Origin of the sequence: Pseudomonas granadensis (assembly GCF_900105485.1) — a bacterium.
GTDB classification, from domain to species: Bacteria; Pseudomonadota; Gammaproteobacteria; order Pseudomonadales; family Pseudomonadaceae; genus Aquipseudomonas; species Aquipseudomonas granadensis.
In genome coordinates this window covers 2,408,582-2,434,540 of sequence record NZ_LT629778.1, presented here as the reverse complement: position 1 = coordinate 2,434,540, position 25,959 = coordinate 2,408,582, and the positions used below count along the sequence as shown (strand labels likewise).

Here is a 25,959-nt window from a genome sequence, read left to right as displayed (position 1 = left end):
CTCCTTTGGCGTCGGTTGGCCCGAGGCGCAGAATATCGACTTTGGCGTCAGGATACAGGGGTTTCGATGGGGAAATGGCGCTGGGACTGACCACTATTGATCGCAGAGCGTCCATGGCGGCATTCCCACGCAAAGCGTGGAAACGATCACCGGTAGAGGTTCAGTCGGTGCCGTATTTCGGCGAACGCGGGCCGTACAGCAGGCCTGCCGGGTGGCCAGCGGAAAGCAGACGATTGCTCGCCACACCGGCAATCGGGTAGCCGGCGTCGGTGGAGCTGTTGATGATCTGCTTCACGGCGGCGGTGATCAGCATGCCGATCAGACCGCCACCACCGTTGTTGCCACCCTCTTCGCTCGACGCGCGCGCCGTGCCGGTCCACAGCGTCGTGCCGCTTTTCAGGTCGACCAGTTTCGCCGTCGCGGTCACTGCGGTTTCGCTGCTGATCACCATGTAGCGAGTGCCGTATTCGGTCACGGTGATGTACAGCGCTGCGTCCGCACCGAAGATTTCCTGCAGTTTGTTCGGCGGTGCCTGATGGATGTCATCGGGCGTGGTCATGCCGTTCTGGCGGAAGGTTTCGTCGACCAGGGTGATCGGCAAGACGTAGTAACCGGCCTCGGCCAGCGGGAACGTCACTTGCGACAGCAGGCTGTAGGAAGCCTTCACGTCCGGCGAGGTATTGAGCGGCGGCAGGACCAGAATGGTTTTCGGACGCGCCTGTTTGTAGGCCGAGTAATCCACGGTTTTCGGCGCGACGCAGCCACCCAGCACGGTCAGGGCCAGACCGGCGATCAGCCATTTGCAGGTACGCGAGATCATTGGGTGACTCCGGCCTTGGCATTTTTAAGCAAAAAGTCCATGTACGTGCCGGACTCGGGAAACAGTGTTTTTTCCGTGTTGAATTGCTGCACCATCTGATCGTCCTTGCCCATGCTCAGATAGAGCAGGCCCAGGTGCGCGTGGTAGCCCGGCGGCACGGCTTTACCCGTCGAGCGGATTTTTTGCAGGTCACGCTCCAGCGCTTCGGCCTGGGCTTCCTTCGGTTCTTCGCCTTTGAAGTATTCGTAGACCTGCGGCTCGTAGCCTTCCCACTGGTACAGGGTTTTCGGCGCGGCACAACCGGCCAGCAACGTGCTGGCGGCCAGGGTCAGCGCCAGCAACGGGCGCGACAGATTCAGCTTCATGGGTGTTGCTCCTTGCAATGGGCGTCGATCAGTTGCCCGGTTTCCAGGCACCGGCGTTCATGCCGTCGACCAGACGATTGATCGCCTCGCGCATGGCCAGATCCAGTACTTTGCCGTTGAGGGTGGAGTCGTAGGCAGCGGTGCCACCGAAGCCGATGATTTCGCGATTGGACAAGGCGTACTCGCCGGCGCCCTGGGTCGAATAGACCACTTCGGAGGTGCTGATATTGACGATGTTCAGGTTGACCTTGGCGTAGGCAACCTGGGTTTTGCCGCGACCGAGAATGCCGAACAACTGGTGGTCGCCGGTTTCTTTGCGGCCGAATTCGGTGACGTCTCCAGTGACCACGTAATCAGCGCCTTTCAACCGTTGGGCCTGACCCTTGATGGTGGCTTCCTGCTGGATTTCGCCCATGTTGTCGCGGTCCAGCACGCTGAAGCGGTTGGTCTGCTGCAAGTGGGTGATCAGGATGGTCTTGGCTTGGCCGCCGAGACGGTCGACGCCGTCGGAGAAGATGCCGCGCATGTAGCTGGAGCGGTTGTCGAATTTGCCCACGGCCATTGGCACGCGAACGCCGGTCCAGACTTGATTGGCGCTTTCGACCTTGGCCACCGGCAGCGCGCGGGAGCTTTCCGTGGCGCAGCCGGACAGCGTGGTGGCCAGGGTGCCGAGCACGGCAATCGCAACGCCTGAGACCAACATCCGGGAGATCATTCTCACTGAGTATTTCCTTCTTGAAAAACGGGGTGTCCCGGCACGGCAAAGCGCTGGCCAGCGGAAGAGGGCCGGCATTATGACAAAGTGCCATCACTCATGACAGGATTTTTTGGCGTCAATAAACAGGCTGGGCATCCAGGGGTAATAAAAGCCATGTGAGAGTGAGCTTGCTCACGAAGGCGGTGAATCAGGCGACGACTATGTTGAATGACAGGTCGCTTTCGCCAGCAGGCTGGCTCCCACAGGGTTCGCTGTTTGGCCCGGGGTCGGGGTTGATCAGTGGAAATCCCGGCTCTGCACGCGTATGCCATTGAGCAGCGGGCTCAGGTCACTCAGGCGACCGGCGATCAAGTGCCGCACTTCGCCCTCGCGTTCCCAGCGGCCATCGACCCTCAGCAATTGCGATCCAACAAGAACTTGCCGTTGACGCTCGGCCAGATCGCGCCAGACCACCACATTGACGTTGCCGAACTCGTCTTCCAACGTCACGAACGTCACCCCGCTGGCAGTACCGGGACGCTGGCGCCCGGTCACCAACCCGGCCATGCTCACTGGCCGGCCATGTTCGACATCCAGCAGTTCCCGCGAGCTGCGGCAGCGCAAGGCTCGCAATTCACCGCGCAACAGTGCCAGCGGATGCGGCCCCAATGTCGTGCCGACGGTGGCGTAGTCAGCGTGCAGATCCTCGCCGACGCTGGGTTTGGGCAAGAGCACTTCCGGCTCTTCCTGACTGGGCAATCCGGCAAACAGCCCCAACTGCTTCTGCACCCCCGCCACTTCCCAGCGCGCCCGATGCCGATGCCCGGCCAGGCCACGCAAGGCCCCGGAGTCGGCAAGCAAGGCTTGCGCGCGGCTGTCGAGCGCCGCACGCTCGCCCAGGTCGGCGACGTCGGCAAACGCCCCGCGCGCCCGCGACGCTTCGATGCGCCGGGCGTCGTCCTCGCGAAAGCCCTTGATCATGCGCAAGCCCATGCGAATCGCCGGTTGTGGCCCGGTGGTGGTTTCCAGACTGCAATCCCAATCGCTGGCACGTACGTCGACCGGGCGAATCTGCAATTGATGGCGGCGCGCATCCTGCAGAATCTGGTCGGGACTGTAGAAGCCCATCGGCCAGCTATTGATCAGCGCACAGGCAAACGCTGCCGGTTCGTGGCACTTGAGCCAGCAACTGGCGTAGGTCAGCAAAGCGAAACTGGCGGCATGGGACTCGGGGAAACCGTAGCTGCCGAAACCTTTGATCTGCTCGAAGATCTGCGCAGCGAATTCCGGCGTATAGCCATTTTTCTTCATACCGGCAGCCAGGCGCTCCTTGTGCGGTTCAAGGCCACCGTGGCGCTTCCACGCCGCCATGGAGCGGCGCAACTGGTCGGCCTCGCCGGGGCTGTAGTCGGCGGCAACAATGGCGATCTGCATCACCTGTTCCTGAAACAGCGGCACGCCAAGGGTGCGCTTGAGCACCACTTCCAGTTCTGGCGAAGGATAGGTTTCTTTTTCTTCTTTATTGCGACGACGCAGATACGGGTGAACCATCCCGCCCTGAATCGGGCCCGGCCGGACAATCGCCACCTGAATCACCAGGTCATAGAATTTTTGCGGACGCAGGCGCGGCAGCATCGACATCTGCGCCCGTGATTCGATCTGGAACACGCCGATGGTGTCGGCGCGGCTGATCATCGCGTAGGTCGGTTTGTCTTCGGGGGGAATCGTCGCCAGGCTCAAATCGCGCTGGCGATGACGGCGCAGCAGATCGAAACAGCGGCGGATCGCGCTGAGCATGCCAAGTGCCAGGATATCCACCTTGAGCAGGCCGACCGCATCGAGGTCGTCCTTGTCCCACTGAATAATCGTGCGCTCGGCCATGGCCGCGTTCTCGACCGGCACCAGAGTGTCCAGCGGCTGCTCGGAAATCACGAAACCGCCGGGGTGTTGCGACAGGTGCCGGGGGAAGCCGATCAGTTGCCCGGTCAGGCTCAAGACCCGGCGCAGCAGCGGGCTGTCGGGGTCGAAACCGTTTTCGCGCAAGCGTTCCAGCGGCGGCGTTTCGTCGCTCCAGTGGCCACAGCAATCGGCCAGTGCATTGATCTGGTCCGGCGGCAGGCCCAAGGCCTTGGCCACGTCCCGTACGGCACCGGCGGCGTGGTAACTGCTGACCACCGCGGTCAACGCTGCACGACCACGGCCATATCGACGGAAGACATATTGCAGGACTTCTTCGCGACGCTCGTGCTCGAAATCGACGTCGATGTCCGGCGGCTCGTTGCGCTCCCTGGACATGAAGCGTTCGAACAGCAATGTGGTGCGCTCCGGGTCGATTTCGGTGATGCCCAAGGCAAAACACACCGCCGAGTTGGCTGCCGAACCACGGCCCTGACAGAGAATCTGTTGCTCGCGGGCGAAACGCACCACGTCGTGCACGGTGAGGAAATAGCTTTCGTAGCCGAGTTCAGCGATCAGTTGCAGTTCCTTGTTGATCTGCCGTAGCACCTTGAACGGTGCGCCTTGCTTCCAGCGCCAGGCGATGCCCTCCTTGGTCAATTGGCGCAACCAGGAAGTGGCGCTGTGCCCCTCGGGCACCAGCTCCTTTGGATATTGATAGCGCAATTCGCTCAGATCAAAGGTGCAGCGCCGAGCGAGGGCGATTGACTCATCAAGCAAAGCCTGCGGATACAGCTCATGCAACACCTCGACACTGCGCAAATGCCGCTCGCCATTGGGGTGCAAGCGCAGGCCGGCCTCGGCCACCGGCAGGTGATGGCGGATCGCAGTCATGGTGTCCTGCAGGGCGCGGCGGCCACGGGCGTGCATGTGCACGTCGCCACTGGCCACGGCGCGAATCTGCAACTCGGCGGCCAGATCCAACAACGCCAACAGACGCTGTTGATCATCCTGACCTCGGTGCAGTTGCACGGCCAGCCACAGCCTGTCGCCGAACGTCTGTTTCAGCCAGCGCCCTTCTTGCACCTCAGTGACAGAATCAGGCACCCACAACACCAGCAGCCCCGACAGCGGTTCGTTGAAGTCCTCGCGCAAGACTTGATACTGGCCTTTCTGCGTACGCCGCCGCGCGCGGGTGATCAAGCCGCACAGCGCCTGATAACCGGCAAGGTTCTCCACCAACAGCACCAGCTTCGGGCCGTTTTCAATCCGCACTTCGCTGCCGATGATCAGTGGCAGCTCAACCGACTTTGCCGCTTGCCACGCTCGTACGATGCCGGCCAGTGTGCATTCGTCAGTGATCGCCAAGGCCTGATAGCCGTGCTTTTTCGCTCGTTGAAACAACTCGAGCGCACTGGACGCACCGCGCTGGAAACTGAAGTTCGACAGGCAATGCAGTTCAGCGTAACCACCGTTCATGCAAACCAGCCCTGCAGCCACAACGGACCGCCCTCACCCACCGCCCGCCAGGCCCAGCCTTGCTGGCCGGCGCGGCTCTGGATCAGGTAATAATCGCGGCGCACATCATCGCCATCCCACCAGCCTGACTCAATGCGTTCCGGGCCCATGAGAATCCGCGCCGAGCCTTCCGGCACGCTTTGCGGCTCAGTGAGTAGCCAGCCCGGACGCTGCACGCTCGGCAGGCCTGCGCACGGCTGTTTGTCGAGGCCGAACTGCCAGGCGCACTCGGGGCGATGATCGGCCTGGAAGCGCAGACCCTGCACCGCATCGTCACCGAGCCGCGCGCGCAAGCGTTCGCGTAATTGCTCCCACGGCAGGGTCTGCTGCGGGCGGTCGTCGAACAGCTCCTGAAACTGCGGCACGAAACTCGGCAGATCTTCTGCACGCAGGCGAAAGCCGCGCACCGGCGCCTCGACCTGCACCTGTTCCAGCCGCCCGCGGGCCAGTTCGAAAAGCATCGCCGGATCCCGTTCGGCGCTGAGCAGGCCGACCTTGATCAGCGTGTCCGGCAAGCCGGCGTGTTCCAGGTGCAGATCGAAACGCTGCACGCCGCTGTCGCGTCCGCAAAGGAACGCCGACAGATCGCCGGTCAATCGTCGCAACGGAAACAGCAGTGCCTGATGCGATTGCACGTCAAAGTTGAGTTCGATGCGCACATCAAAACGGTCGGGTGGCAAGTAGAATTCCAGCGCCAGCGGCCGCGCGCCGAACAGCGTATCGAGGTGTTTGAGCATCGACGCTTCGAAGCGCCGCGCCAGCGCCTGACGCGGCAGGTTTTGCACTTGATTGAGGTTGCGCAGGCCCATCCGGGACAGTGCCGTGGCCACGCTCGGTTCGAGGCCAACCCGGTCGACGGGCAATTGACCCAGATGATGCTGCAAGGCCTCGCCGTCTGGCACCACCAGCCCATCGTAGGCGTTGGCCAACACTCGGGCAGCCACCGGATTGGGGGCGGCGACGATGCGATGGCGAAAGCCCAGATCGGTCAGTTCCTGGCGCAACCGCGCTTCGAATTGCGCCCAGGTGCCGAACAGGCCCAGGCTCGACTCGATCTCGAACACCACCGTACGTGGGTAGTGCACGCTGACCTGTGCACTGAAGCGATAGGCCCAGGCGGCGAGAAACTGCTGCCAGCGCTCGACTTCGGCGGCCTGGTAATCAACCGTGGCAAAGCCTTTGCTCATGGCCTGGGCCGCGGTCATCGATTGCCCCGCACGCAAACCCAGTTTGCGCGCCGCCGGGTTGACCGCCTGCAATACCCGGCGCTGAGCCGGGCCGTTGAGCAGCACCAACGGCTCATCGGCATCGGGGCGTTGACGCAGTACAGCGTCCAGAGCCAATTGCGGAAACAGAATGCATACCCAGCGCATGGCGGTCTCAGTGCCCCACGGCAAAGGCAATCGGTGCCGAACGCGCCAACCCGCCACGACACTTGAGAATGCGCAATTGCGCCGGCTTGGCGTCGATGGCAATCCGCAGTGCCGCCGGTGACGGGTTGACAGCTTCGCTCAACGGCCGCCAGGCAAAGGCCAGCGTCTGGCCGGACTCGGCAGCCACCTGCAAACGTCGCAAAGCGCGATCATCAGCCTTGTGCGGCCAGCACAGCACCGCGCCACAACTGCCCGAACGCAGGCATTGCTCCGCCGCCCACAAGGCATCACGTTCGCTGGCCTGAATCACCGACAACTGCCGCAGGTCGACCCCGGCGCTTGCCCACGCCTGCGGATACGGCACGAACGGTGGCGCGACCAGCACGATGCGCTCACCCGCTGCTGCCAACCGCGCCAGCGTCGGCCAGACCAGTTGCAACTCACCGACACCCGGGCCGGCCAGCAGGATTTCGCTCAATGCTCCTTCCGGCCAGCCACCGCTGGGCAGCGCTGCATCGAGTGCGGCATGCCCGGTCGGCTGTGGACTGGCCGCCGGTGGCGCAGGCCGGCCCTTCCAGACCTGGCCGCCATTGAACAGCGTATCCAGTGCAACGACGGCGCCCATCAGCCTTGCCTCACCAGACCGCAGAACACCCCTTCGATGGCCAGATCCTGATCGTCACGCACGACAATCGGCTGATACGCCGGGTTGCGCGGCAACAGCCGCACCGAAGTGCCCAACCGCTCGAAGCGTTTGATGGTGACTTCACCGTCAAGACGCGCCACAACGATCTGCCCATTCAGCGCCTCGGGATTGCGCCGCACGCCGACCAGATCACCGTCGAGAATGCCATCCTCGATCATCGAATCACCCTGCACCCGCAGCAGGTAATCGGGGGTGCGAGAGAACAACGCGGGGTCAAGCATCAAGCGCCCATGCACCTCGGCATCGGCGCCAATCGGCGCACCGGCAGCCACCCGGCCAAGCACAGGAACATCGAGCATTTCGGGACGCGACGGTTGCCCGAGCAGTCGGATACCACGGGCCTGATGCGGGTTGACCTCGATAAAACCGGCTTCAGTGAGCGCCAGCACATGCTTGCGCGCCACACTGCGCGAGGCAAAACCAAAAGCCTCGCTGATTTCAGCGAGGCTTGGAGACTGACCGTGCTCGGCGATACGTTCGCGGATAAAGGTCAGGATGGCGGTACGGCGAGGAGTGAGATTGGTCATGGAGTACATTTGTACTCCTGTAGGAAATACCTGACAAGCACCGCCAGTCAGGTAGGCCCAACTCACCTTGTGCAGCCAGGAACGCAGCCGTGACGCGGAGCGTGGGGACGAGCAAAAAACCAGATCAAGACCAAGATCACAGGCCCCTCACCCTAGCCCTCCCGAAACGTCGGACCGCCCGTAGGGAGAGGGAACTGACCTAGGTGGATGCGAAAGGTGCGCCGACCTGAAATACCGAGTCGTACGCAGTTTCCGAAAAGCCCACAAATCGGCCCCCTCTCCCTCGGGAGAGGGCTGGGCGGGCGGCGTTCCGATGAGGGGCGAATCCACTGAAGATCTCAAGCCATACGGCACTTCTAACCACTCAACAATGAGCGTTAGCTCGCGTGCTCTTGATCTTGCCTGACCAGCGACATCGGAAGGCTGAGTGGAGGGATTGATCCGGGGGTGGGAGCGCAGCGACCGTACGACGAAGTCGTACCCAGCGGAAGGAGGTGCAGCGAAGCAAACCGTAGCCGCTGCGCCCGGATCGATCCCGGAGCGAAGGGACCCGAGCCTGCGAGGGCCGAACGCAGGAGCAAGCGTTTTGGGTTACCTTTTTGGCGTTTGAAAAAGGTGACCCGCCGTAAGGGCGGAACCCTAAGCCGCCGTTACCGCAGCACCGGATATGTACCCAATAAAACCAGCACCTGAAAGATAGCCATCGCCAGCAGGCTGGCTCCCACACTGATCTTCAGTGCTCACAAAACGGAGCCAGCCTGCCAACGACGAAGCCGAAGCCTCAGCGCATCACTTGGCCTCAGCCTTGAGCTTCAAATAAGTCTGATGCATATCCACCGCCCAACCATCGATAACCTTTTTAACGTCATCAGCCTTCATCACCTGCGAAGAATTCTCCAACGGCGTCCCGGTACCTTTGCGCACCACCTGCGCCACGACACCGTTACTGCCGCCATCGAGAAACACCGCCTCGGTGGCCAAGGTCGTTTCCTGATCACGAATACCACTGGCAGTGCTCACAGCCGCAGCAACCAGCGCAATCGGAATCACCTCATAGGCATGCAACCCCTCGGTCTTGCTGCTCACCGCCGTAATCGCCGGACGCACCACAATCACCCCCGGCCCAGGCCCGGTCGCCAACGGCAACGACTTGCCGATTTCACGCTTGAGCGCCTGATCGTAATAACTGGTGATGCCGTTGAGCGTCTGCTGCGGAATTTTCGCGGTCGGCTGCGGCTTTGGATAGAGCTGGCTCGGCTCGATGTACACGCTGGTGAACTTGTTGATATCCAGTTTCGGGTCCATCCAGCGCATCACTTCAGCCCCGGACGGCGATTTGGCCTCCTTGAGCTGGCTGTAGTCCTTGAGAAACCCGGAGTATTCATCGGGAGCGACGGTCTTGCTGGAACAACCCACCACACCGAGGATGGCAATGCACAGCGTGCCCATCATCACTGCTAGCTTCATGCTGTAACTCCTGTCAGAAGGCCAAAAACTTTGCCTGGGGGAGTTACAGGTATAGCTAAATCCTCGGTAATTGCGCTGGCAAAGCACAAAATTCACAGACGGCTGCGCAACGCCTCATACGCCCCATTTGACAGACGCCGGTCATCCGGCAAAGCTGCAACGAGCTGGAACGCGCACCCGACGGCAAATGCCCCTGGACTACGGAAGTCGCAATGCCAAGCATAAAAACAAAGCCGCACGACCTGACCCTGATTCGTCCCGCTCTTCAACCTCACGTTATCTGTTTCCCGTCGCCATCGGCGTACTGCTGGCTGCCGTTGCGGGGATCGGCTGGTTTCTGTTCAGCCCCGCTCCCGCGCCAGTGAAACCCATACCGGCGAGCACGCCGGTTGCCACGCCCGCGAAGTCACAGCCGGTCGTGGCGAGCAACCCGGCGACGATGGTCGATGAACAGCAATGCCAGGGCTGCCACAGCGAGCAGGTCAAGGACTGGCAGGGTTCGCACCACCAGTTGGCGATGCAGGCGGCGAACGCCGAGACCGTGCTCGGCGACTTCAATAACGTTACCTTCAAGGCGGAAAAGGAAACCACACGTTTCTCGCGCCGCGACGGCGGATTCTGGGTCAACACGCCCGGCATCGACGGCAAGAATGCTGACTTCAAAGTCGCCTACACCTTTGGCATCGCGCCGTTGCAGCAGTACCTGATCGAGGTCGGAGAAGGTCGCTTGCAGGCGCTCGGCGTGGCTTGGGATAGTCAAAAGCACCGCTGGTTTCATCTCTATCCCGGTCAGGGCGTCAACTTCAAGAATCCGCTGCATTGGAGCAAGCCCAGTCAGAACGCCAATTTCATGTGCGTGGAGTGCCACACCACCGGCTTCAAGCGCAACTTCGAGGCGGACAGCAACAGCTTCAACAGTCAGTGGAACAGCCTCGGCGTCGGCTGCCAGGCGTGCCACGGTCCGGCGTCGAATCATGTGCAGTGGACGGCGCAAAAAACCGATCTGATCCATCACGGCTTTGACGTGAACCTGAAAGACAAAAACGCCACCGTCGAGATCGAAACCTGCGCACGCTGTCACGCCCGTCGGGCACCGCTGGACGATGGTTTTACCGTCGGCAAGCGCTTGATGGACGATTATCTGCCCAGCGTCCTCACCCGCGAACTGTACGAGCTGGACGGCAAGATCAAGGATGAAGTGTTCGAACACGGTTCGTTCCTGCAAAGCAAAATGTTCGACAAGGGTGTGCGCTGCAGCAATTGTCACAACCCGCACAGCACCGAACTCAAGGCGCCGGGCAACGCGGTGTGCCTGCAATGCCACAACAGCGCCGGCAAGACCTCGGTCGAAGGCGTCGACGGCAAAGGCCTGCAAGCAAAGAACTACGACTCCAGCGAACACACCCGTCACACCATGGGCCAGCCCGGTTCGCAGTGCGTGGATTGTCACATGCCCGGCAAGTTCTACATGGGCAACGACTTCCGTCATGACCACAGTTTCAGCATTCCCAACCCGGAACGGGCGCAGAAGCTCGGCACCCCGGACGCTTGCCTGACCTGCCACGAGGGCAAGGCCGGCGACAAGATCACCGCGCAGTTCAAGCTGTGGGGCACCTCCAGCGCAGCGCAAGCGCCGCGTTATGACGAGAGTCTGTGGCTGATTCGCAACGGCCAGCCCGGTGCCGCGGATGCGCTGTATGCGCAGTTGCAACGCAGCAATCTGCCGGCCATTCAGCGCGCGACGTTGCTGGCGGAACTGCCGCTGTACCCGAGTGAACAGGCGTTGAAACTGGCGACCCAGGATCTGCGTCACACCGACCCGCAAGTGCGTGAAAGCGCGGTACGGGCGATCAGTGCTTTCTTGCCGTCGGCAGAGCGCGCGCCGTTGCTTGCACCGTTGCTGGGCGACCCGGTGAAAGCCGTGCGCATCGTCGCGGCGCGGGACCTGCTCGGCGCATCGCGCAACACCGGTCTGGGCGCAGCGCAAGCCAACTGGAACGCGGCGATTGCCGAATATGAAGCGGTGCAGCAGAGCCTGCTGGAACGTGCCGAGGCCAATCTGAATCTGGCGATGCTGTACCAGGCCAGCGGCCGTACCGCCGAAGTCGAAGGTTTGTTGCGCTCGGCACTGCAACGTGACCCGGACTTCTATCCGGCGCTGGTCACGCTGGTGCAATGGCTGGAAGGCAATGGTCAGGTTGCTGAAGCGCAGAAACTGCTCGGCGACAGTCTCAAGCAACACCCGGATGCTGCATTGCTCCAGCACACTCAAGGCTTGTCACTGATCCGCGCTGGAAAGACCACTGAGGCGATGGCGCCGCTGAAAAAAGCTGCTGAATTGGAGCCGCAGAACGCGCAGTACGGCTACGTGCTGGCGGTGGCGCTGCATGAGAGTGGCAAGGTCGATGAGGCCTGTGCACTGCTGGAGGGGTTGCTCAAGGTGCAGCCGGCGAATCGCAATGCACGGTTGTCGCTGATTCAGTGGTACCTCGACAGCGGGCAGGAGCCGAAGGCGCAGGTGCTGTTGCAGGGGTGGAAGAAGATGAATATGGGGGATCCGGCGTTGAAGTGATCGGCTGGAGATTGCGTCCCCTCACCCTAGCCCTCTCCCGGAGGGAGAGGGGACCGAACGAGGTGTCTGGCGAATCTCGCCGACCTGAAACAACCGGTCGATTATGGATTCACAACCATTCGCTCACGTCCGTGAGACGCTCGAATATCCCCCGATCAGTCCCCTCTCCCTTTGGGAGAGGGCTAGGGTGAGGGGCTTTTGATCTTCAACCCCCATTCACCAGGACGTCTCTCCACTACGCATCGCAATCTCACGTCGGCTATTGATCCGCATCGCCTTGATCAGCGACACCGTCCCCACCAGCAAAATCACCGCGCCAAACAGAAAGTCGATGTTGTACAGGCGGAAGTCCTGCACCGGCCCGAGCAACAGCCCGCGCACCAGCGCCACGCCCACCAGCGTCGCGAGGAAATCGATCCCCGGCAGGTCGCGATAAAACACCAGCATCAGCGGCAGACACAGCACCAGCAACAGCATCAGCACCACGACCTTGAACGAATCCTTGCGCTCGACACTGAACGCACATTCGTGGGGTCCGTAGGGTTTGTAATCCTCGTCGCGGATCATCGAGGTGTTCTCGTTGATGTAGTCGACGCGGTTGTACTTCTGGATCGGTGTGAAGGTATTGGACATCTCCATCAGCGTGGTGATGTTCTTGAACCGCAGGTCGATGCGTTCGCTGCCCTTGAGGTAATACAGCACCGGTTTGTAGCCGTAGCGGTAGGTGTCGAAAGGGAACGCAGTGGCCTGGCCCTGCACGCCGATCGGGCGCGGTTCGAGTTCGGCGTAGGCGCTTTTGTTGCTCGCCGACAGGTTGCGGCTCAGCGGCTGCACCTTGACCTGTTCGAGGAAGATCGGTGTGGCGCCGTAGGTCCACTGCAACGGTTCGAGGCGCAGGCGCAGTTCGTTGCGGCTCAGGTCGTAGCGGTTGAAGGTGCGCTCGGACACCACCAGCGCACCGCTGAGCATGAACTCGCCGCGCAGGTTATTGGTGACGCGCAGGGTCAGTTGATCCTTGCCCAGCGCCGCCGCTTCGGTGGACGGTGGCACGCCGCACCACGCGGTGCTCTCGCCGACACCGCCGAGCTGGCCGTCGCGGTTTTCGTTGAACAGATAAACGTAACTGGCCCACAGCGTCAGCAGCAAAAGCAACGCCGTGAGACCGAGGATTTTTTTGCCCGGACTCACTGATCAGACTCCCTTCTTCGGTTCCATCGTCCAGCCGAAAACCCGCTGGCGAGCGCGACTCTACCAAAAGGCCATCAGTGACCCAAGGGAAAATGCCCAATCGTTGAGGAGCGTAAGGGTTTCCCCGGTCTCAGCGTTTCGACTTGTAGGCGTGAGCCTGCTCGCGATAGCGGCGTGTCAGGTCAGATGTGTTGACTGATACAGCGCTATCGCGAGCAGGCTCACTCCTGCAATGGACCGTGGCAAGGAACAGAAACTACAGAAACACCAGATCAGCCCGCGGCAAACCGCCACAGCCCTGCCCCGAATCTGATCCGCACAAACCAGCCATTGCTGAGCCTGTTTTGTTTTCCGCGCAGTTCCTACAGTGCAGCCCATGCCAGACCAGGAGGCCTGGCGCGATTTGCAACCGTGGATGAACTGACCATGAGCACAGCAACAATCGGGCAGGCCTATAACTACAAGGTCGTGCGCCAATTCGTCATCGCGACGGTTTTCTGGGGTGTGGTGGGCATGGCGATGGGCGTGTGGATCGCCTCGCAACTGGTCTGGCCCGAAATGAATCTGGACCTGCCATGGACCACCTTCGGCCGCTTGCGCCCGTTGCACACCAGCCTGGTGATTTTCGGTTTCGCCGGCAGCGCGCAGTTTGCCGCCAGTTATTACGCGGTACAGCGCACCTGCCAGGTGCGGCTGTACTCAGACGCTCTTGCCGCTTTCACTTTCTGGGGCTGGCAATCGGTGATCGTGATCATGCTGATCACCTTGCCGCTGGGCTACACCACCACCAAGGAATACGCCGAGATCGAATTCTCCGGTGCGGTGTGGATGGCCGTGGTCTGGGTGGCGTACGCCGTGGTTTTTTTCACCACCGTGGTGCAGCGCAAGACCCGACATATCTATGTCGGCAACTGGTTTTTCGGCGCGTTCATTCTGGTGATCGCCATGCTGCATGTGGTCAATCACCTGTCGATTCCGGTCGACTGGTTCAAGTCCTATCCGGTCTATTCCGGCGCCACCGACGCCATGGTGCAGTGGTGGTACGGGCACAACGCCGTGGGCTTTTTCCTCACCACAGGCTTCCTCGGCATGATGTATTACTTCGTGCCAAAACAGGTCAATCGGCCGGTGTATTCGTATCGCTTGTCGATCGTGCACTTCTGGGCGTTGATCACCCTGTACATCTGGGCCGGCCCACATCATTTGCACTACACCGCCCTGCCGGACTGGGCACAGTCGCTGGGCATGGCCATGTCGCTGATCCTGCTGGCGCCAAGCTGGGGCGGGATGATCAACGGCATGATGACCCTTTCCGGTGCCTGGCATAAATTGCGCACCGACCCGATCCTGCGCTTTCTGGTGCTGTCGCTGGCGTTCTACGGCATGTCGACGTTCGAGGGGCCGATGATGGCGATCAAGACCGTCAACGCCCTCTCCCACTACACCGACTGGACCATCGGCCATGTCCACGCCGGCGCGCTCGGCTGGGTGGCGATGATCACCTTCGGCGCGACTTACCACATGGTGCCGAAAGTCTTCGGCCGGGCGCAGATGCACAGCACGGCGCTGATCAACCTGCACTTCTGGCTCGCGACCATCGGCACGGTGCTGTACATCGCCTCGATGTGGGTCAACGGCATCACTCAGGGCCTGATGTGGCGAGCGATCAACGAGGACGGCACACTGACTTACTCCTTTGTCGAAGCGCTGCAAGCCAGCCATCCGGGGTTCATCGTGCGCTTCGCTGGCGGGGTGTTTTTCCTCAGCGGCATGTTGCTGATGGCCTGGAACGTCTGGCGCACGGTGCGGGTGGCGGATGTCGCACTGGCGCAGCGTGAAGCGCAGGTTGCTTAAGGTGCCAGTGATGGAAATGTTCTTCGATGTGACGGGCGTAGTGTTTCTGTGGCTGGCGGTGGAGTACTGCTTGGGCCGGGAGACGGCGGACACTCTGGATGAGGCAAGCATGGTGCCGTTTGCGGATGATCCGGAGGTGGCGCGGCGGGTGGAATTGGCGACCGGGAAATCAGTGAATGCGGTGGCGCCTGAAGAGGTCAAGCCGGGGTGGGTAAACCTCGATATGTGAGGTGTGTCAGCCCGGCTGCCCTCACCCTAGCCCTCTCCCAGAGGGAGAGGGAACTGACCGAGTTGTTTGTTCGGGTTACGCCGACCTGAAATATTCAAGGTGAATTGATCGTTCCCACGCTCTGCGTGGGAACGATCAATATCAAGTTGAACTCAGGCTTTGAACAGCACTCGATCGGCTCCCTTTCCCCTCGCCCCCCTGGGGGAGAGGGTTGGGGTGAGGGGGTAAGCTCTTGATCTCAAACGCGATCCCGCGGAATCAAACCCTGCAACTGCTGCGCAAGAAAATTCGCATCAAACACAAACGTATCCGGATCCTTCAACCCGTTGGTCTTGCGCCACTGCCACTCGCCATTGGGCAGTCCCACCAGCGAAATGCTGCCGTAACGCGCGGCCGTCAGCCCCATCACCGCCAGTGAAATCTGCCCGCCGCTGCCCATCACATCCGGCACGAACTCCACCGGTTTCCCGGCAATCAAAATGCTCAGTTTCTCGGTCTTGAACGTCGACGTCTCCACCGGCACGCTCGGCCCGAATGCGACGTAGGCCTCGCGATTCACCTCCAGCAGATTCGGCGCCTGCACCGGCTCCAGCCATTGCTGGATATCACCAAACAGCGCGGTAATGCGCGTGGCCCACGCCGCCGATTGCGTCTCGAACAGTTGCTTCTTGTGCGCTTCACTGTCGGCGTAATGGCGAAGCATCTCGCCCAGTTGCTGTACATCGTCCATAGCGGTGTTCCTCGGAAAGGACCTGCGAACCTCGATAGTGGCAGATCGAAGCCTCGGCGTACGTTAAAGCTGCAGCGAGCGTAACACTTGCATGGAAAGTCAGCGGTACAGTCAGTCGGCGCTGGCTTCGGCCCGCAAACAAAAGGACACTCCAGCCAGACCCGAACTCTCGACACACCTCACTGCCCGAGGACATCCAATGCGCACCATCGGCCTGATCGGCGGCATGAGCTGGGAATCCAGCGCCGAATACTATCGCCTCATCAATCAACAGGTCCGCGATCGCCTCGGCCCGTTGCGCTCGGCGCAACTGCTGATGTACAGCGTCGACTTCGGCCCCGTCGAACAGGCCCAGCACGCCGGACGCTGGGATGATGCCGCGGCCATCCTGGTCGATGCCGCGCGCCGGCTCCAGGCGGGTGGCGCCGATTGCGTGGTGCTGTGTACCAACACCATGCACAAGGTCGCCGAGCAGATTCAGGCAGCGATCCATATTCCGTTTCTGCACATCGCCGAACCGGCAGCCCAGGCGGCACTGTCGATTGAGGCGCGTACCGTTGGCCTGCTCGGCACGGCGTTTACCATGGAACAGGATTTCCTCAAGCAACGTCTGATCGCGCAGGGGTTAACGGTATTGGTGCCGGACGAAGCCGAGCGCAAGGACGTGCACCGGATCATCTACGACGAACTCTGCGTCGGCGTGATCAGCGATCAATCGCGACAAACCTACCAGCGGGTGATCGAATCGCTGACCGCACACGGCGCGCAGGCAATCATCCTTGGCTGCACCGAAATCGGCCTGCTGATCAAACCCGAACACAGCGCCCTGCCCCTGCTCGACACCACGGAACTGCATGCTCGGGCGGCGGTGGCGTTCGCGCTGAACGATTAAGTCAGGTTTTCGATGCGCCGCGCAGACGGGCCATGCTCAGCGTATCGACCCACTGCCCGTCGCGCACCGCGTAATCACGAAACAGGCCTTCGGTCTCGAAGCCGAACTTGCGGTAGACACCGATGGCCGCCTCGTTATCGGCGTACACCGTCAGCTCGACGCGGTGCAGGTTCATCCAGTTATCGGCCACGTCCAGCGCCGCCGCCAATAGTTTCGAGCCGACACCTTTGCCCTGCCACGCGACCGCAACGCCCATGCCGAAACTGCCGGCGTGCGCCCGACGCATCGGCGAATACGCCTCAAGTCCGAGACTGCCGACTACCACACTCTGATGCAGCGCTACCAGTTTCAGCGCGCGTGGGTTGTCGGCCTGAAGCCGCTGGCGCCAGACTTCTACGGACTGGAACGGCATCTGCAACACCTGCCGCGCCACGGCCGGGTCGTTGTACAGCGCGGTAATGCCTTCGAGGTGGGATTCGTTGGAGCGTTCGAGGTGGATGGAGGGGTTTTGGTCTGACATGGGGATCGGTCCGTGATCGAGGAGTGGCTGATCACTGTAAACCGCTCGCAATCTGTCTGGCGAGCGCAAACATTGTGGGAGCTTTGGTTTGAAGGCGGGCCTGAAGATCAAAAGCAACGTCAAAAACCCCTCACCCTAGCCCTCTCCCGGAGGGAGAGGGGACCGACCTTGGTGGATGTGAGAGATATGCCGACGTTCGATACCGAGTCGAACTAAGGTTTTGAACGGCCCATCAATCGGCTCCCTCTCCAGGGGGAGAGGGCTGGGGTGAGGGGCAAATCCAAAGCCATGCGACGCTTCTCACCACTCAATAGGCCGAGTGTCAGCTCGCCTGCTTTTGATCTTGATCCACCGGCGACATCGGAAGGCTGAGTGGAGGGATTGATCCGGGCGTGGGAGCGCAGCGACCGTCTGGCGCAGCCAGACACAGCGGAAGGAGGTGCAGCGAAGCAAACCGTAGCCGCTGCGCCCGGATCGATCCCGGAGCGAAGGGACCCGAGCCTGCGAGGGCCGTACGTAGGAGCAAGCGTTTTGGGTTACCTTTTTGGCGTTTGAAAAAGGTGACCCGCTGTAAGAGCGGAACCATAAGTAGCCGTGACCGCAGCAACGGATATGTACTCAAAAATCAGAAAAACCAGCCATCGCCAGCAGGCTGGCTCCCACAAGTAACCGGTGATCAAGGCTGAAACCATTCACGCCGCTCAGCAAAGGTATGGCGAACAAGCTCGGTAAGTGTCTGCACCTCCGGCACCCCCTCAGACTCAGCACTGACCGCCAGCCAGGCCTGCAACTGCATGGGCTCGGCAAACAACCCAGGCAACGCAATCACCCCCCGATCGAACCGGCTCATGTACCCTGGCAACAACCCAATGCAAGCGCCGCAGCGAATCATCTCCAGCATCAATTCATACGACTGCATCTGCACCACCCCCGCCAGGCGCTGCTCGACCAGTTCATTCCACGGACGAAAGCTGTCGATCTGTCGATCGTGCTGCCACTGCACCAACATGAAATCGGCAAGATCGTCCGGCGTTTCCGGGCGCGCGGTCACGCGGGAATAGCGTTTGGCGATGTGCGGCAGGTAATCCAGGCATGCCAGTCGCTGCGGTTCGCTGATGGCAAAGGCCGGACCAGGATGCGGGGTTGAGCCGTGGGCAAGCCAAAGAACAATGTCAGCGCTGACCGCACGCAGCGACAATTCACTGTCGAGCGCAATGATCTCCAGACGCACACTGGCGTTGCGCCGCAGCAGCGCGATCAGGTCGCGGCCGAGAATGTCGTGAAGGATCGATTCGGCCACCGCGAGACGAATCAGCGGCTGTTCGATCACCGGCAATTTGCGCTCAAAGGCCAGGGTGATCAGTCGAGCCTGAAGTTGCTGGCCTTCGCGGGTCAGGCTCAAGGCGCTGCCCTGAAAGCTGAACAGACTGTGCTGCAATTGCTGTTCGAGTTGCGCCAGTTGTTTGCGCAGCAGCGTCGAGCGCACATTGAGACTCCGCGCCGCTTGCATGAAACAGCCGCAACGGGCGCTGACCAGAAAGTATTGCGCGACTTCGCTGTCGATGGCGGCGGCGTGACCGAGCCAGGTTTCCTGTTTGTGTTCAGGCGAGCGGTAATCGCTGGTGCCGGCGCGTCCTGCGGGTTCGGTGAATGACATTGATGACTCCCTGTCGATCTATGTGGTGGTCGTTACACAAATCCCTTTGTAGGAGTGAGCCTGCTCGCGATAGCGGTGTGTCAGTCGGACATTTCTTAACCTGACACACCGCTATCGCGAGCAGGCTCACTCCTACAGGGGGGGTTGTGGTGAAACCGAAATTAGTGTTTTTCCTCCAGGACTTTGTTGAGTTCAGCGCCGTCGATGCTCAGCGTGGCGGTGTTGAGCATGCCGTCCAGGTAGGCCTGGGCGATCTGCTCCTGGCGCTGCGCACGCAGGGCCTGGGTCAGTTGATCGCGCAATTCGTCCAGCGTCGCGGTGCGGGCCGGTTGCTGTTCGATGAGTTTGATCACATGGAAACCGGCGGCGCTTTGCACAGGATCAGACACGGCGCCGACTTTCAGCCGAGCGACGGCGCCACGCACCTCCGGCACCAGTTGCTGCAACGGTTGCAGCCCGCTATCACCGCCCCGCTCCGCCGTGACGCGATCCTGCGAATACTGCGTCGCCAGGGCGGCAAAATCACCCGGCGCGGACTGCGCTTTCTTGCTCAATTCAGAAGCTTGTTTGCGCACCGTTTCCAGCGGCGCAGCATCGCTGACGCCAAGGAAAATCTGACTGACCCGATACAGCGCCGGCGTCTGCCAATTGGCCTTGCCTGCCTCGTACGCCTGCTGAATTTCAGCCGCACTCGGATAGTCCGCCGGCACCTGACTCACCGAGCGCAGATAATCGCGGAAGACAATTTGCTCAGTCGCCGCCCTGGTCTGCCGTACGATCTCCGGGCGCTGCGCCCAGCCCTGCGCGTCGGCCTGTTCCAGCACCGCTTTCTCGGCCAGGCGCGTGCGAATCCAGCGCTCCAGCGCCTCGCGATTGCCGCGCAGTTGCTCGCGAGCTTCAGGCGCAACGGTCGCCAGCAATGCCTGAAGTTCCTCTGGGGTGACCTGCTGATTACCTAACCGCGCCACCGCAGCCCCCCCAGCAATCGCGGCGACAGGAGAGGATTGCTGGGCGGCAACCGGGTCAGAACCCGGGCGCAGCACCAGCGCCACGGCCACCACCAACAGCGCCACCGCAGCGGCGCTGATCACCACGGCAGGCTTTTTCACAGCGCGACTTCCTCTTGCTCGGCGACTGGCGCTTTGGCGGTAGCGGCCTGTGTGGCCTGACTGAAATCACGCAGGTAGACGATGAATTCCTGCAACAGTCGATCCCACAATTCGAGATTGCCGCGCAGGTGATCGTGGCTCACGCCAGCGGCCAGCACCACGTCCATTTCCATCACCAGAAACTCGCCCTGCAACGACAACCGCGCGAAGCGCCGGGTGGCGTTCCACTGCTCGGCCACACCCGGCGGCAACTCGCCTTGCACGCGCAGCGCACAGCTGAAGGTGAAGTCGACGTAGCTGCCCTGCTCCACCGCCGGGTTGCCGAACCGCACGGCGTAGCCGATGCCCTGGCTGGCGCTGAGCAACTGGACGATGCCGTTCTGCTCGGTCTGGTTGACGCGATAACCGGCGGCTTGCAGCACCTCGGTCAGAGATTGTGGCGATACATGGCTGATGAGTTGAGTCATTGCTTCTTCCTTGCCTGTCAGTGGGCGCGCGCGGCTTGCGGCGCATCGAATTGAGTCTTGTAGAGCTCGTCGCCAAAGCCCTGGGCCAGTTCATCGAACTTGACCCGCGCACCGCCCGCAAAGGGCTGGCGAATCTTCATCACCTCGGCCACGTCGATGTTTTCGTAGGCCGTGAGGATCTGCTTGGCGACGCCGTACATCTGTTGATTTTTGGCTGAACATTGCTGCACTTGTGTGTCACGTTCGCTCAATTGCGCTTCAAGCCTGGCGCGTTCCGCCTCTTTGCCACGGGCCATGACCAACAAGTCGTCATAGGCTTTCTTGAACTTGCCGGTCTGCTCGACGCTGGCCGCCACTTGCGCCTGCGCCTGGCTATGCAGGCTCTGTTGCTGGCCGGCGAGCTGTTCGGCAAGGCCTTGGGCCTTGGCCAGTTCCGCCGTCAGCTGCTTGATCTGCGCCTGCGCCGCCTTGGCTTCGTTCTGCGCCGCCAGTTGCGCGGCGCTGGCCTGGGCCTGCTGACTTTGCAGAGCCTGAAGCTGCTGAGTGGTGCTGCGCAACTGCGTGCGCAGGCGTTCTTCCATGCCTTCGGCATTCGCACCAGTGGCGATCAACAGACCGAGCCCGAGCAACACGAATCGCGATTTCATAAGCCTCTCCCGGCGCTTTAGAAGCGCGTGTTGATCTCAAGCTGCAAGACGTCGATGTCGTACGGCGCGCCGTACACCGCCTCGGTGCTCATCCAGCGACCGGTGGCGTAAACGTTCTTCGCCAGACCGTAATTGCCGCCGAGGAAATAGCCCTTGGCGTTGGTCCCGCCGAGGTGGAACGACGAGTCGTTGAAGCCGTCCGGCAAGGCATCCGGCTGGATGTATTTGTAGCCAGCGAACATGTTCCAGTCGCCCTGCTTTTTCAGGTCCAGCGCACTGCCGAGGGTGAACTGCACCATCCACGCGTTGGCGCCGCTTTCGAGGTCGCCGTTGCTGTCGAGGTTGTTGACGATCTGCCCGGCCGAACGCCTGCGCATGTCGCCTTCGTTGTAGGCGAGGTTGTGGATGTAGTTGCCCTGGCTGCGCAGTTTGAAATCTTCCGGCAGGTCGGCATCCCAAACCATATTGAGATCGAGCAGATTGAATTCGGAGGCGAGGCCGACAAATTGCGGTTGCGGCGTGGTCGTCGGGTTGAGCGGGTTCGGCGTAATGTCGCGCAGCAGGAACACGCTGTTGCCCTTCTGCATGAACGCCGCGCGGCTGCCGTCGCTGTCGCAGCCGGGCGCGCCGGCCCAAGGTTCGCAAGGTGCCGAGCGCTGGCCTTCGATATCGTCGAAGCGGTAGTAGGCCAATGCGCCCTTCAAGCGGTTGTTGCTGTTGATCGCCCATTTGGCACCGATCTGCGCACCGTACAGCCACTTGTTGTCGCTCTCTTCCTTGTCGAAGCCGTTGCTGCTGGCGGTGTCGTTGGTGTAGTCGACCGGGAACGCGCCGACGGTGCCGAACACGCCCCAGTCGCGGTTGAGCTTGTGGTCGAACAGCGCTGCGACGCCGTCGAAATTCAGGTCATTGGAATAGAGCATGTCGGTGGACATGAACGGGTTGGCGAAGCGCCCGCCGGTCAGGGTCAGCTCATCGCTCGGCTTCCAGTTCAAATAACCCTGATCAAGCCAGATGTCTTTCTTGGCGAAACCGCCGCCGAGGTTTTGCGTGGTCGAGACCGGGTTGTTGTCCGAGCCGGTGCCGATGCGAATGCCAGCGGTCCATTGCGGCGAGATCTCGGCTTTCATGCCCAGGCGCGCGCGAATGCGAAACTGGTTGGTGCGGTCTTCGCGGGTATTGAGCAGCGGCGGCAGGCTGGTGCTGCTGTTGGGATTGACGTCATACGGGCCGTTGTTGTTGAGCTTGGCGAAGTCGACGATCTCGTTGCTGTTGCTGTCCGAGTAGTAGCGCGATTCGTTGCGCAGACGAATGTCGCCGTCGAAGCTGATGCGCGCAGCCCATTCCGGGAAGCTGTTGGGCGCCGCCCAGTTTTCCTGTTTGGCGGTGGCCATGACCTCGGCTTTGACCTGATCGCGGATCTGGTCACGCACCGCCGCCGGCACGTATTGCACACGGACATCGCCCGGTGCGGCGACCGGGCCGGCCGCAACCGCCGTGGTCGCGGCGGCCTGCCTGGCCTGGACGGCCTCGTTCTGCGCCTGAGCGATCAAAGCATCGGCCTTGTCCTGTTTCAGAATGCCCTGCTCGACCAGCAAGCGGATCAGATTGATCGTGGCGTTCTCCGAGGGTGCCGGCGCGGCCACGGCCTGACCGACCAGGGTCGCAACGACCATGCCGACCGCCAGGGACAATCGATTCACATTGGAAATCATCTGCACACAACTCCTTTTGGCCAAGCTCGAAGGCCTGGCAATAAACAGGCTGGGTTAACCCGGACGCCGCCCTTGCAGGGACAGGCGCACGGGCAAAGTGATCGAGGCCGGAGGCCGTTCGCTAAGGGCCGGCGCGCCACGCAGCGCGGCCAGCACCTGGGTATCGATTTGCGGGTTGCCGCTGGACTTGATCAGCTCGACGCGGGTGATCTCGCCGACGCTGCTCAGCCACACATCCGCCTGCAACGAGAACGCGAGGTTGCGCAGCTCGGGGTTTTCGCGTAGCAAGCGCTGGAAGGTGAACGCGAGGAACTGGCTGTACGTGCCGGTGCCCAAACGCCCGCCGCCGGCCCCGGCCATGCCGCCGCCCTTGCCCGCGCCGATGTTGAAGGCGTCGCTGCCGCTTTGCGCATCGCCGTCCATTTGCATCGGGTTGGCCAGATCGTCCGCCGGCGATGGCGGCGCTTCTTCCTCGGGCTTGACCTCTTGCGGCTCGGGCGTTGGCTCGGGCTCGACGACTTTTTCTTCCACCGGGGTTTCCGGCTCCGGCGGTTTTTCCGGCGGCGGAGGTGGCGGTGGCGGCAACGGGATGATCGTCGGCACCTTCGGCGCTTCGCGGCGCACGCCGGCCATGTCGTTGGCCCACTGCCAGAGGAACCATGCAGCCAAAGCAGCGATGAGCAGACCGGCGCCCCACTTCGCATAACGCAGCGGCGACTTCTTCACCGGCAAGGGCTCGATCGGAAGTTGTGCAGTCATGACTCAGCCCTGACTCGGTTTGCCGGTGACGAGACCGACCTGGGACAGTTCGAGCCGGCGCAACAGATCCAGCACTTCGATGACTTTCTGGTACTGCACCGTCGCATCGCCGCGCACGATCACCGGGAAATCCGGGCTCTGCGCTTTCTCTATGCGCAGGCGCTCTTCCAGCTCGGCGAGGGTCACCGGGTAGGCATCGAGAAACACCTGACCGCCGTCATTCACCGAAATCGCCTTGGTCTTGGCCTCCGACAGCGACACCGAGGCACTGGCCTTGGGCAGGTTGATCTGAATCCCGGAGACCTGCGCGGTGGCGGTGAGGATGAACATCACCAGCACCACCATCAGCACGTCGACCAGCGGCGTGATGTTGATGCTGTCCACTGCAGCATCTTCGTCATCGTCGTGGGAGGCATTTACGGACGCCATGTCAGTGCTCCTCAGGCCGGTACGGAATGGTTGGCGTGATGGCCGCGCGCATGCGTGGATTCACTGAACTGGCTCTCGCCGTGCATCTCCGCCAGCCGGGTGATGAACTCGTCGACGAACACGCGCATGTCGGCGCTGACTTCCTTGTTGCGGGTGATCAGGCGGTTGTAGCCAAACAGCGCCGGGATCGCGACGAACAGGCCCATGGCGGTGGCGAGCAAGGCGGCGGCCATGCCCGGTGCGATCGCATTGATGTTGACGTCACCGGCCATCGCCGTGCCGAGGAACACCACCATGATCCCCAGCACCGTGCCGAGCAGGCCGATGTACGGGCCGCCAGCGATGGCGTTGGACAGGGTCGAGAGTTTCGAACTCAACTGCTGGTTTTCACGGGTGCGCACACCGTCCATCGAGCAGCGGATGGCCTCGATGGTCGCTGCCGAAACCGACGAGGTATCGGCGCCCTGCTCGCGACGGGTGCGGATCTCTTTGACCGCCACCAGATACAGGCGCCACAGCGACGAATGTTGCAGGCGCTGAGCGAGTTGCGCGTCGTCGGCGAACATCTCCAGGCGCGTGCCGACCTTGGCAAAATGCGTGCGGAAGTCTTCGTTGGCCGCGGTGACACGGCCGAGGGTGCGGTTCTTGCGCAGCATGATGATCCACGACTGGAACATCATCAGCACCAGCACGGCGATGATCACCCAGGCGTCCACCGGCACCGCGTTGAGCAGGAAACCGAGGCTGCCGAAACCGAAACCGGACTGTTCTTCATCGACGCCGTAAGCCACCAGCTTCGACTCGGCACCCTGCGAGGTGGCATCGGCCCACAGCAGCGCGGCCGGACGGGCGACCTTCGACAGGCGCAGCTCGTCAATAGCGCCTACGAACGGCTGGAACGGCCCTTCGTGCAGATCGGCACCGATGGCCATGACCGAGTTGAACGCCGGCATCGCCTGGGCCAACGCAGCGCTCTCGCGACCGTTGATGTACAGGGTGACTTTCGAACCTTCGGCGGTCAGCGCGACGTGTTGCCATTGCGCCGGCGTCAGCGCTTGGGTGGCAGCGGCGCGTTGGCCATCAATTTCCACGAACGGCAGACCTTGGCTAATACCGATCAGCAGGCTTTGCGTGCCTTCGCGGCGAGCCAGAATCAGTTGCTCGCCACTGGCCTGATCCAGACGCAGCCAGGCGCTGAAGGTGAACGCACTGCCAGCGTTGTGTTGCAGCGACGGACTGGCCGGCAGCAGCAACGGCTGACCGCTGAACTGCAAGGCACGCCCGACCACGCCGTCAATCGCCGCACCAGTCGCGCTCTGCGCGGTGTTGCCGTAGGCGGTGGTGTCTTTGGCGGGGGTGCCGGTGGCTCCGTCGAAATGGTAGAGCGCGGTGTAATTCGGGTCGAAGGTCAGTTGGCCGTTGCCGGTCGCCGGCGCCTTCTGATTGCCGTAATACATCCAGATGTCCTGACGCTGCCCGCCCTCGACGTTTGGCACGTCGACCCAGATCAGCGCCATGCCCATCAACGCGTCGAAGCTTTCGATCTGATGGTTGAGCACGGTTTTGTCATCGGCGGCGACAAAGCGCAGGTCCGAGCCGTCCTCTTTCACCCCGTCGAAGGTGAAGTTGCCGGTGTGCAAACGCACCAGCAGCGCCGTGCGACCGAGCGCCTGATTGATCGCCGCGCCCTGCGGCGTGGTGTCGACGGCGATCTGTTTGCGGTAATGCCAGTCGTCCTGCCACCAGGCCTGAGCCGTGGCCGGGAGCACGAAGCCCAGGCAGATCAACAGGGAAAGAATGAGGCGCTGCATGAAAAGTGCTC

At 61.8% G+C, this 25,959-nt stretch carries 23 protein-coding genes; 4 read left to right on the top strand and 19 right to left on the bottom strand.

The features are described from left to right. Positions 1-160 precede the first annotated feature (160 nt). The 8 genes from BLU52_RS10920 to BLU52_RS10885 form a co-directional block, all read right to left on the bottom strand. The gene (locus tag BLU52_RS10920) at positions 161-820 is read right to left on the bottom strand and encodes a DUF799 domain-containing protein (protein WP_090283192.1); all 660 of its coding nucleotides are present in this window, start codon (positions 818-820) and stop codon (positions 161-163) included. Further along, positions 817-1,185, bottom strand: coding sequence for a DUF4810 domain-containing protein (locus BLU52_RS10915; protein WP_090283191.1), 369 nt, complete (start codon positions 1,183-1,185; stop codon positions 817-819). The genes BLU52_RS10920 and BLU52_RS10915 overlap by 4 nt, the downstream gene beginning before the upstream one ends. 28 nt (positions 1,186-1,213) lie before the next feature. Beyond that, on the bottom strand, positions 1,214-1,900 hold the full coding sequence (locus tag BLU52_RS10910; RefSeq protein ID WP_167359930.1) for a CsgG/HfaB family protein: 687 nt from the start codon (positions 1,898-1,900) through the stop codon (positions 1,214-1,216). A gap of 279 nt (positions 1,901-2,179) precedes the next feature. Then, on the bottom strand, positions 2,180-5,257 hold the full coding sequence (locus BLU52_RS10905) for an error-prone DNA polymerase (protein WP_090283189.1): 3,078 nt from the start codon (positions 5,255-5,257) through the stop codon (positions 2,180-2,182). Beyond that, complete coding sequence (locus tag BLU52_RS10900; protein ID WP_090283188.1) at positions 5,254-6,669, bottom strand: Y-family DNA polymerase; 1,416 nt, start codon at positions 6,667-6,669, stop codon at positions 5,254-5,256. The genes BLU52_RS10905 and BLU52_RS10900 overlap by 4 nt, the downstream gene beginning before the upstream one ends. Positions 6,670-6,676: 7 nt before the next feature. Then, positions 6,677-7,294: a translesion DNA synthesis-associated protein ImuA gene (gene imuA / locus BLU52_RS10895; RefSeq protein ID WP_090283187.1), complete on the bottom strand. Its 618-nt coding sequence runs from the start codon at positions 7,292-7,294 to the stop codon at positions 6,677-6,679. Then, a complete protein-coding gene (lexA, locus tag BLU52_RS10890) occupies positions 7,294-7,911 on the bottom strand; it encodes a transcriptional repressor LexA (protein WP_090283186.1) in 618 nt (205 codons plus the stop codon). Before lexA ends, imuA begins: the two co-directional genes overlap by 1 nt. Before the next feature lie 780 nt (positions 7,912-8,691). Then, positions 8,692-9,369 carry a DUF3313 domain-containing protein gene (locus BLU52_RS10885; protein WP_090283185.1) on the bottom strand — a complete coding sequence of 226 codons (678 nt, stop codon included), beginning with the start codon at positions 9,367-9,369 and terminating at the stop codon, positions 8,692-8,694. 187 nt (positions 9,370-9,556) lie between these two features. Here BLU52_RS10885 and BLU52_RS10880 point away from each other — a divergent pair, with 187 nt between their 5' ends. Then, the gene (locus BLU52_RS10880) at positions 9,557-11,941 is read left to right on the top strand and encodes a tetratricopeptide repeat protein (protein ID WP_090283184.1); all 2,385 of its coding nucleotides are present in this window, start codon (positions 9,557-9,559) and stop codon (positions 11,939-11,941) included. A gap of 216 nt (positions 11,942-12,157) precedes the next feature. On the opposite strand, the gene BLU52_RS10875 is transcribed toward BLU52_RS10880, so the two are convergent. After that, positions 12,158-13,129 (bottom strand): hypothetical protein, encoded by a 972-nt coding sequence (locus BLU52_RS10875; protein ID WP_090283183.1) that lies wholly within the window; start codon positions 13,127-13,129, stop codon positions 12,158-12,160. A 426-nt stretch (positions 13,130-13,555) separates the two neighbouring features. Here BLU52_RS10875 and ccoN point away from each other — a divergent pair, with 426 nt between their 5' ends. Both ccoN and BLU52_RS10865 read left to right on the top strand, forming a co-directional pair. Then, positions 13,556-14,983, top strand: coding sequence for a cytochrome-c oxidase, cbb3-type subunit I (gene ccoN, locus BLU52_RS10870; protein WP_090288504.1), 1,428 nt, complete (start codon positions 13,556-13,558; stop codon positions 14,981-14,983). A 10-nt stretch (positions 14,984-14,993) separates the two neighbouring features. Continuing rightward, complete coding sequence (locus BLU52_RS10865; protein ID WP_090283182.1) at positions 14,994-15,212, top strand: CcoQ/FixQ family Cbb3-type cytochrome c oxidase assembly chaperone; 219 nt, start codon at positions 14,994-14,996, stop codon at positions 15,210-15,212. 238 nt (positions 15,213-15,450) lie between these two features. Here BLU52_RS10865 and BLU52_RS10860 read toward each other — a convergent pair whose 3' ends face one another. Further along, positions 15,451-15,942 carry a hypothetical protein gene (locus tag BLU52_RS10860; RefSeq protein ID WP_090283181.1) on the bottom strand — a complete coding sequence of 164 codons (492 nt, stop codon included), beginning with the start codon at positions 15,940-15,942 and terminating at the stop codon, positions 15,451-15,453. 199 nt (positions 15,943-16,141) lie between these two features. On the opposite strand from BLU52_RS10860, the gene BLU52_RS10855 reads away from it, so the two are divergent. Further along, a complete protein-coding gene (locus tag BLU52_RS10855) occupies positions 16,142-16,834 on the top strand; it encodes an aspartate/glutamate racemase family protein (protein WP_090283180.1) in 693 nt (230 codons plus the stop codon). A gap of 1 nt (position 16,835) precedes the next feature. Here the strand turns inward: BLU52_RS10855 and BLU52_RS10850 are convergent, their stop codons facing one another. The 9 genes from BLU52_RS10850 to BLU52_RS10810 all read right to left on the bottom strand — a co-directional run bounded on the left by BLU52_RS10850 (position 16,836) and on the right by BLU52_RS10810 (position 25,948). Then, a complete protein-coding gene (locus BLU52_RS10850) occupies positions 16,836-17,354 on the bottom strand; it encodes a GNAT family N-acetyltransferase (RefSeq protein WP_090283179.1) in 519 nt (172 codons plus the stop codon). A gap of 676 nt (positions 17,355-18,030) precedes the next feature. Beyond that, a complete protein-coding gene (locus BLU52_RS10845; protein ID WP_090283178.1) occupies positions 18,031-19,011 on the bottom strand; it encodes a LysR family transcriptional regulator in 981 nt (326 codons plus the stop codon). Positions 19,012-19,172: 161 nt separating this feature from the next. Continuing rightward, the gene (locus tag BLU52_RS10840; RefSeq protein WP_090283177.1) at positions 19,173-20,120 is read right to left on the bottom strand and encodes a peptidylprolyl isomerase; all 948 of its coding nucleotides are present in this window, start codon (positions 20,118-20,120) and stop codon (positions 19,173-19,175) included. Then, on the bottom strand, positions 20,117-20,587 hold the full coding sequence (locus tag BLU52_RS10835; protein WP_090283176.1) for a YbjN domain-containing protein: 471 nt from the start codon (positions 20,585-20,587) through the stop codon (positions 20,117-20,119). The genes BLU52_RS10840 and BLU52_RS10835 overlap by 4 nt, the downstream gene beginning before the upstream one ends. 17 nt (positions 20,588-20,604) lie before the next feature. Further along, on the bottom strand, positions 20,605-21,234 hold the full coding sequence (locus BLU52_RS10830; RefSeq protein WP_090283175.1) for a DNA repair protein: 630 nt from the start codon (positions 21,232-21,234) through the stop codon (positions 20,605-20,607). 17 nt (positions 21,235-21,251) lie between these two features. Next, a complete protein-coding gene (locus tag BLU52_RS10825) occupies positions 21,252-22,949 on the bottom strand; it encodes a putative porin (protein ID WP_090283174.1) in 1,698 nt (565 codons plus the stop codon). 54 nt (positions 22,950-23,003) lie between these two features. After that, entirely contained in the window at positions 23,004-23,708 is a 705-nt protein-coding gene (locus tag BLU52_RS10820) for an energy transducer TonB family protein (RefSeq protein WP_090283173.1), read from the bottom strand. A gap of 3 nt (positions 23,709-23,711) precedes the next feature. Beyond that, complete coding sequence (locus BLU52_RS10815; RefSeq protein WP_007915482.1) at positions 23,712-24,137, bottom strand: ExbD/TolR family protein; 426 nt, start codon at positions 24,135-24,137, stop codon at positions 23,712-23,714. A gap of 11 nt (positions 24,138-24,148) precedes the next feature. Continuing rightward, positions 24,149-25,948 (bottom strand): DUF2341 domain-containing protein, encoded by a 1,800-nt coding sequence (locus tag BLU52_RS10810; RefSeq protein WP_090283172.1) that lies wholly within the window; start codon positions 25,946-25,948, stop codon positions 24,149-24,151. Between the last annotated feature and the right edge of the window lie 11 nt (positions 25,949-25,959).

Coding starts and splice junctions, on each gene's coding strand:
- BLU52_RS10920 (WP_090283192.1), bottom strand. CDS start 820: ATGATCTCGCGTACCTGCAAATGGCTGATCGCCGGTCTGGCCCTGACC.
- BLU52_RS10915 (WP_090283191.1), bottom strand. CDS start 1,185: ATGAAGCTGAATCTGTCGCGCCCGTTGCTGGCGCTGACCCTGGCCGCC.
- BLU52_RS10910 (WP_167359930.1), bottom strand. CDS start 1,900: ATGATCTCCCGGATGTTGGTCTCAGGCGTTGCGATTGCCGTGCTCGGC.
- BLU52_RS10905 (WP_090283189.1), bottom strand. CDS start 5,257: ATGAACGGTGGTTACGCTGAACTGCATTGCCTGTCGAACTTCAGTTTC.
- BLU52_RS10900 (WP_090283188.1), bottom strand. CDS start 6,669: ATGCGCTGGGTATGCATTCTGTTTCCGCAATTGGCTCTGGACGCTGTA.
- imuA (WP_090283187.1), bottom strand. CDS start 7,294: ATGGGCGCCGTCGTTGCACTGGATACGCTGTTCAATGGCGGCCAGGTC.
- lexA (WP_090283186.1), bottom strand. CDS start 7,911: ATGTACTCCATGACCAATCTCACTCCTCGCCGTACCGCCATCCTGACC.
- BLU52_RS10885 (WP_090283185.1), bottom strand. CDS start 9,369: ATGAAGCTAGCAGTGATGATGGGCACGCTGTGCATTGCCATCCTCGGT.
- BLU52_RS10880 (WP_090283184.1), top strand. CDS start 9,557: ATGCCCCTGGACTACGGAAGTCGCAATGCCAAGCATAAAAACAAAGCC.
- ccoN (WP_090288504.1), top strand. CDS start 13,556: ATGAGCACAGCAACAATCGGGCAGGCCTATAACTACAAGGTCGTGCGC.
- BLU52_RS10865 (WP_090283182.1), top strand. CDS start 14,994: ATGGAAATGTTCTTCGATGTGACGGGCGTAGTGTTTCTGTGGCTGGCG.
- BLU52_RS10860 (WP_090283181.1), bottom strand. CDS start 15,942: ATGGACGATGTACAGCAACTGGGCGAGATGCTTCGCCATTACGCCGAC.
- BLU52_RS10855 (WP_090283180.1), top strand. CDS start 16,142: ATGCGCACCATCGGCCTGATCGGCGGCATGAGCTGGGAATCCAGCGCC.
- BLU52_RS10850 (WP_090283179.1), bottom strand. CDS start 17,354: ATGTCAGACCAAAACCCCTCCATCCACCTCGAACGCTCCAACGAATCC.
- BLU52_RS10845 (WP_090283178.1), bottom strand. CDS start 19,011: ATGTCATTCACCGAACCCGCAGGACGCGCCGGCACCAGCGATTACCGC.
- BLU52_RS10835 (WP_090283176.1), bottom strand. CDS start 20,587: ATGACTCAACTCATCAGCCATGTATCGCCACAATCTCTGACCGAGGTG.
- BLU52_RS10830 (WP_090283175.1), bottom strand. CDS start 21,234: ATGAAATCGCGATTCGTGTTGCTCGGGCTCGGTCTGTTGATCGCCACT.
- BLU52_RS10825 (WP_090283174.1), bottom strand. CDS start 22,949: ATGATTTCCAATGTGAATCGATTGTCCCTGGCGGTCGGCATGGTCGTT.
- BLU52_RS10820 (WP_090283173.1), bottom strand. CDS start 23,708: ATGACTGCACAACTTCCGATCGAGCCCTTGCCGGTGAAGAAGTCGCCG.
- BLU52_RS10815 (WP_007915482.1), bottom strand. CDS start 24,137: ATGGCGTCCGTAAATGCCTCCCACGACGATGACGAAGATGCTGCAGTG.
- BLU52_RS10810 (WP_090283172.1), bottom strand. CDS start 25,948: ATGCAGCGCCTCATTCTTTCCCTGTTGATCTGCCTGGGCTTCGTGCTC.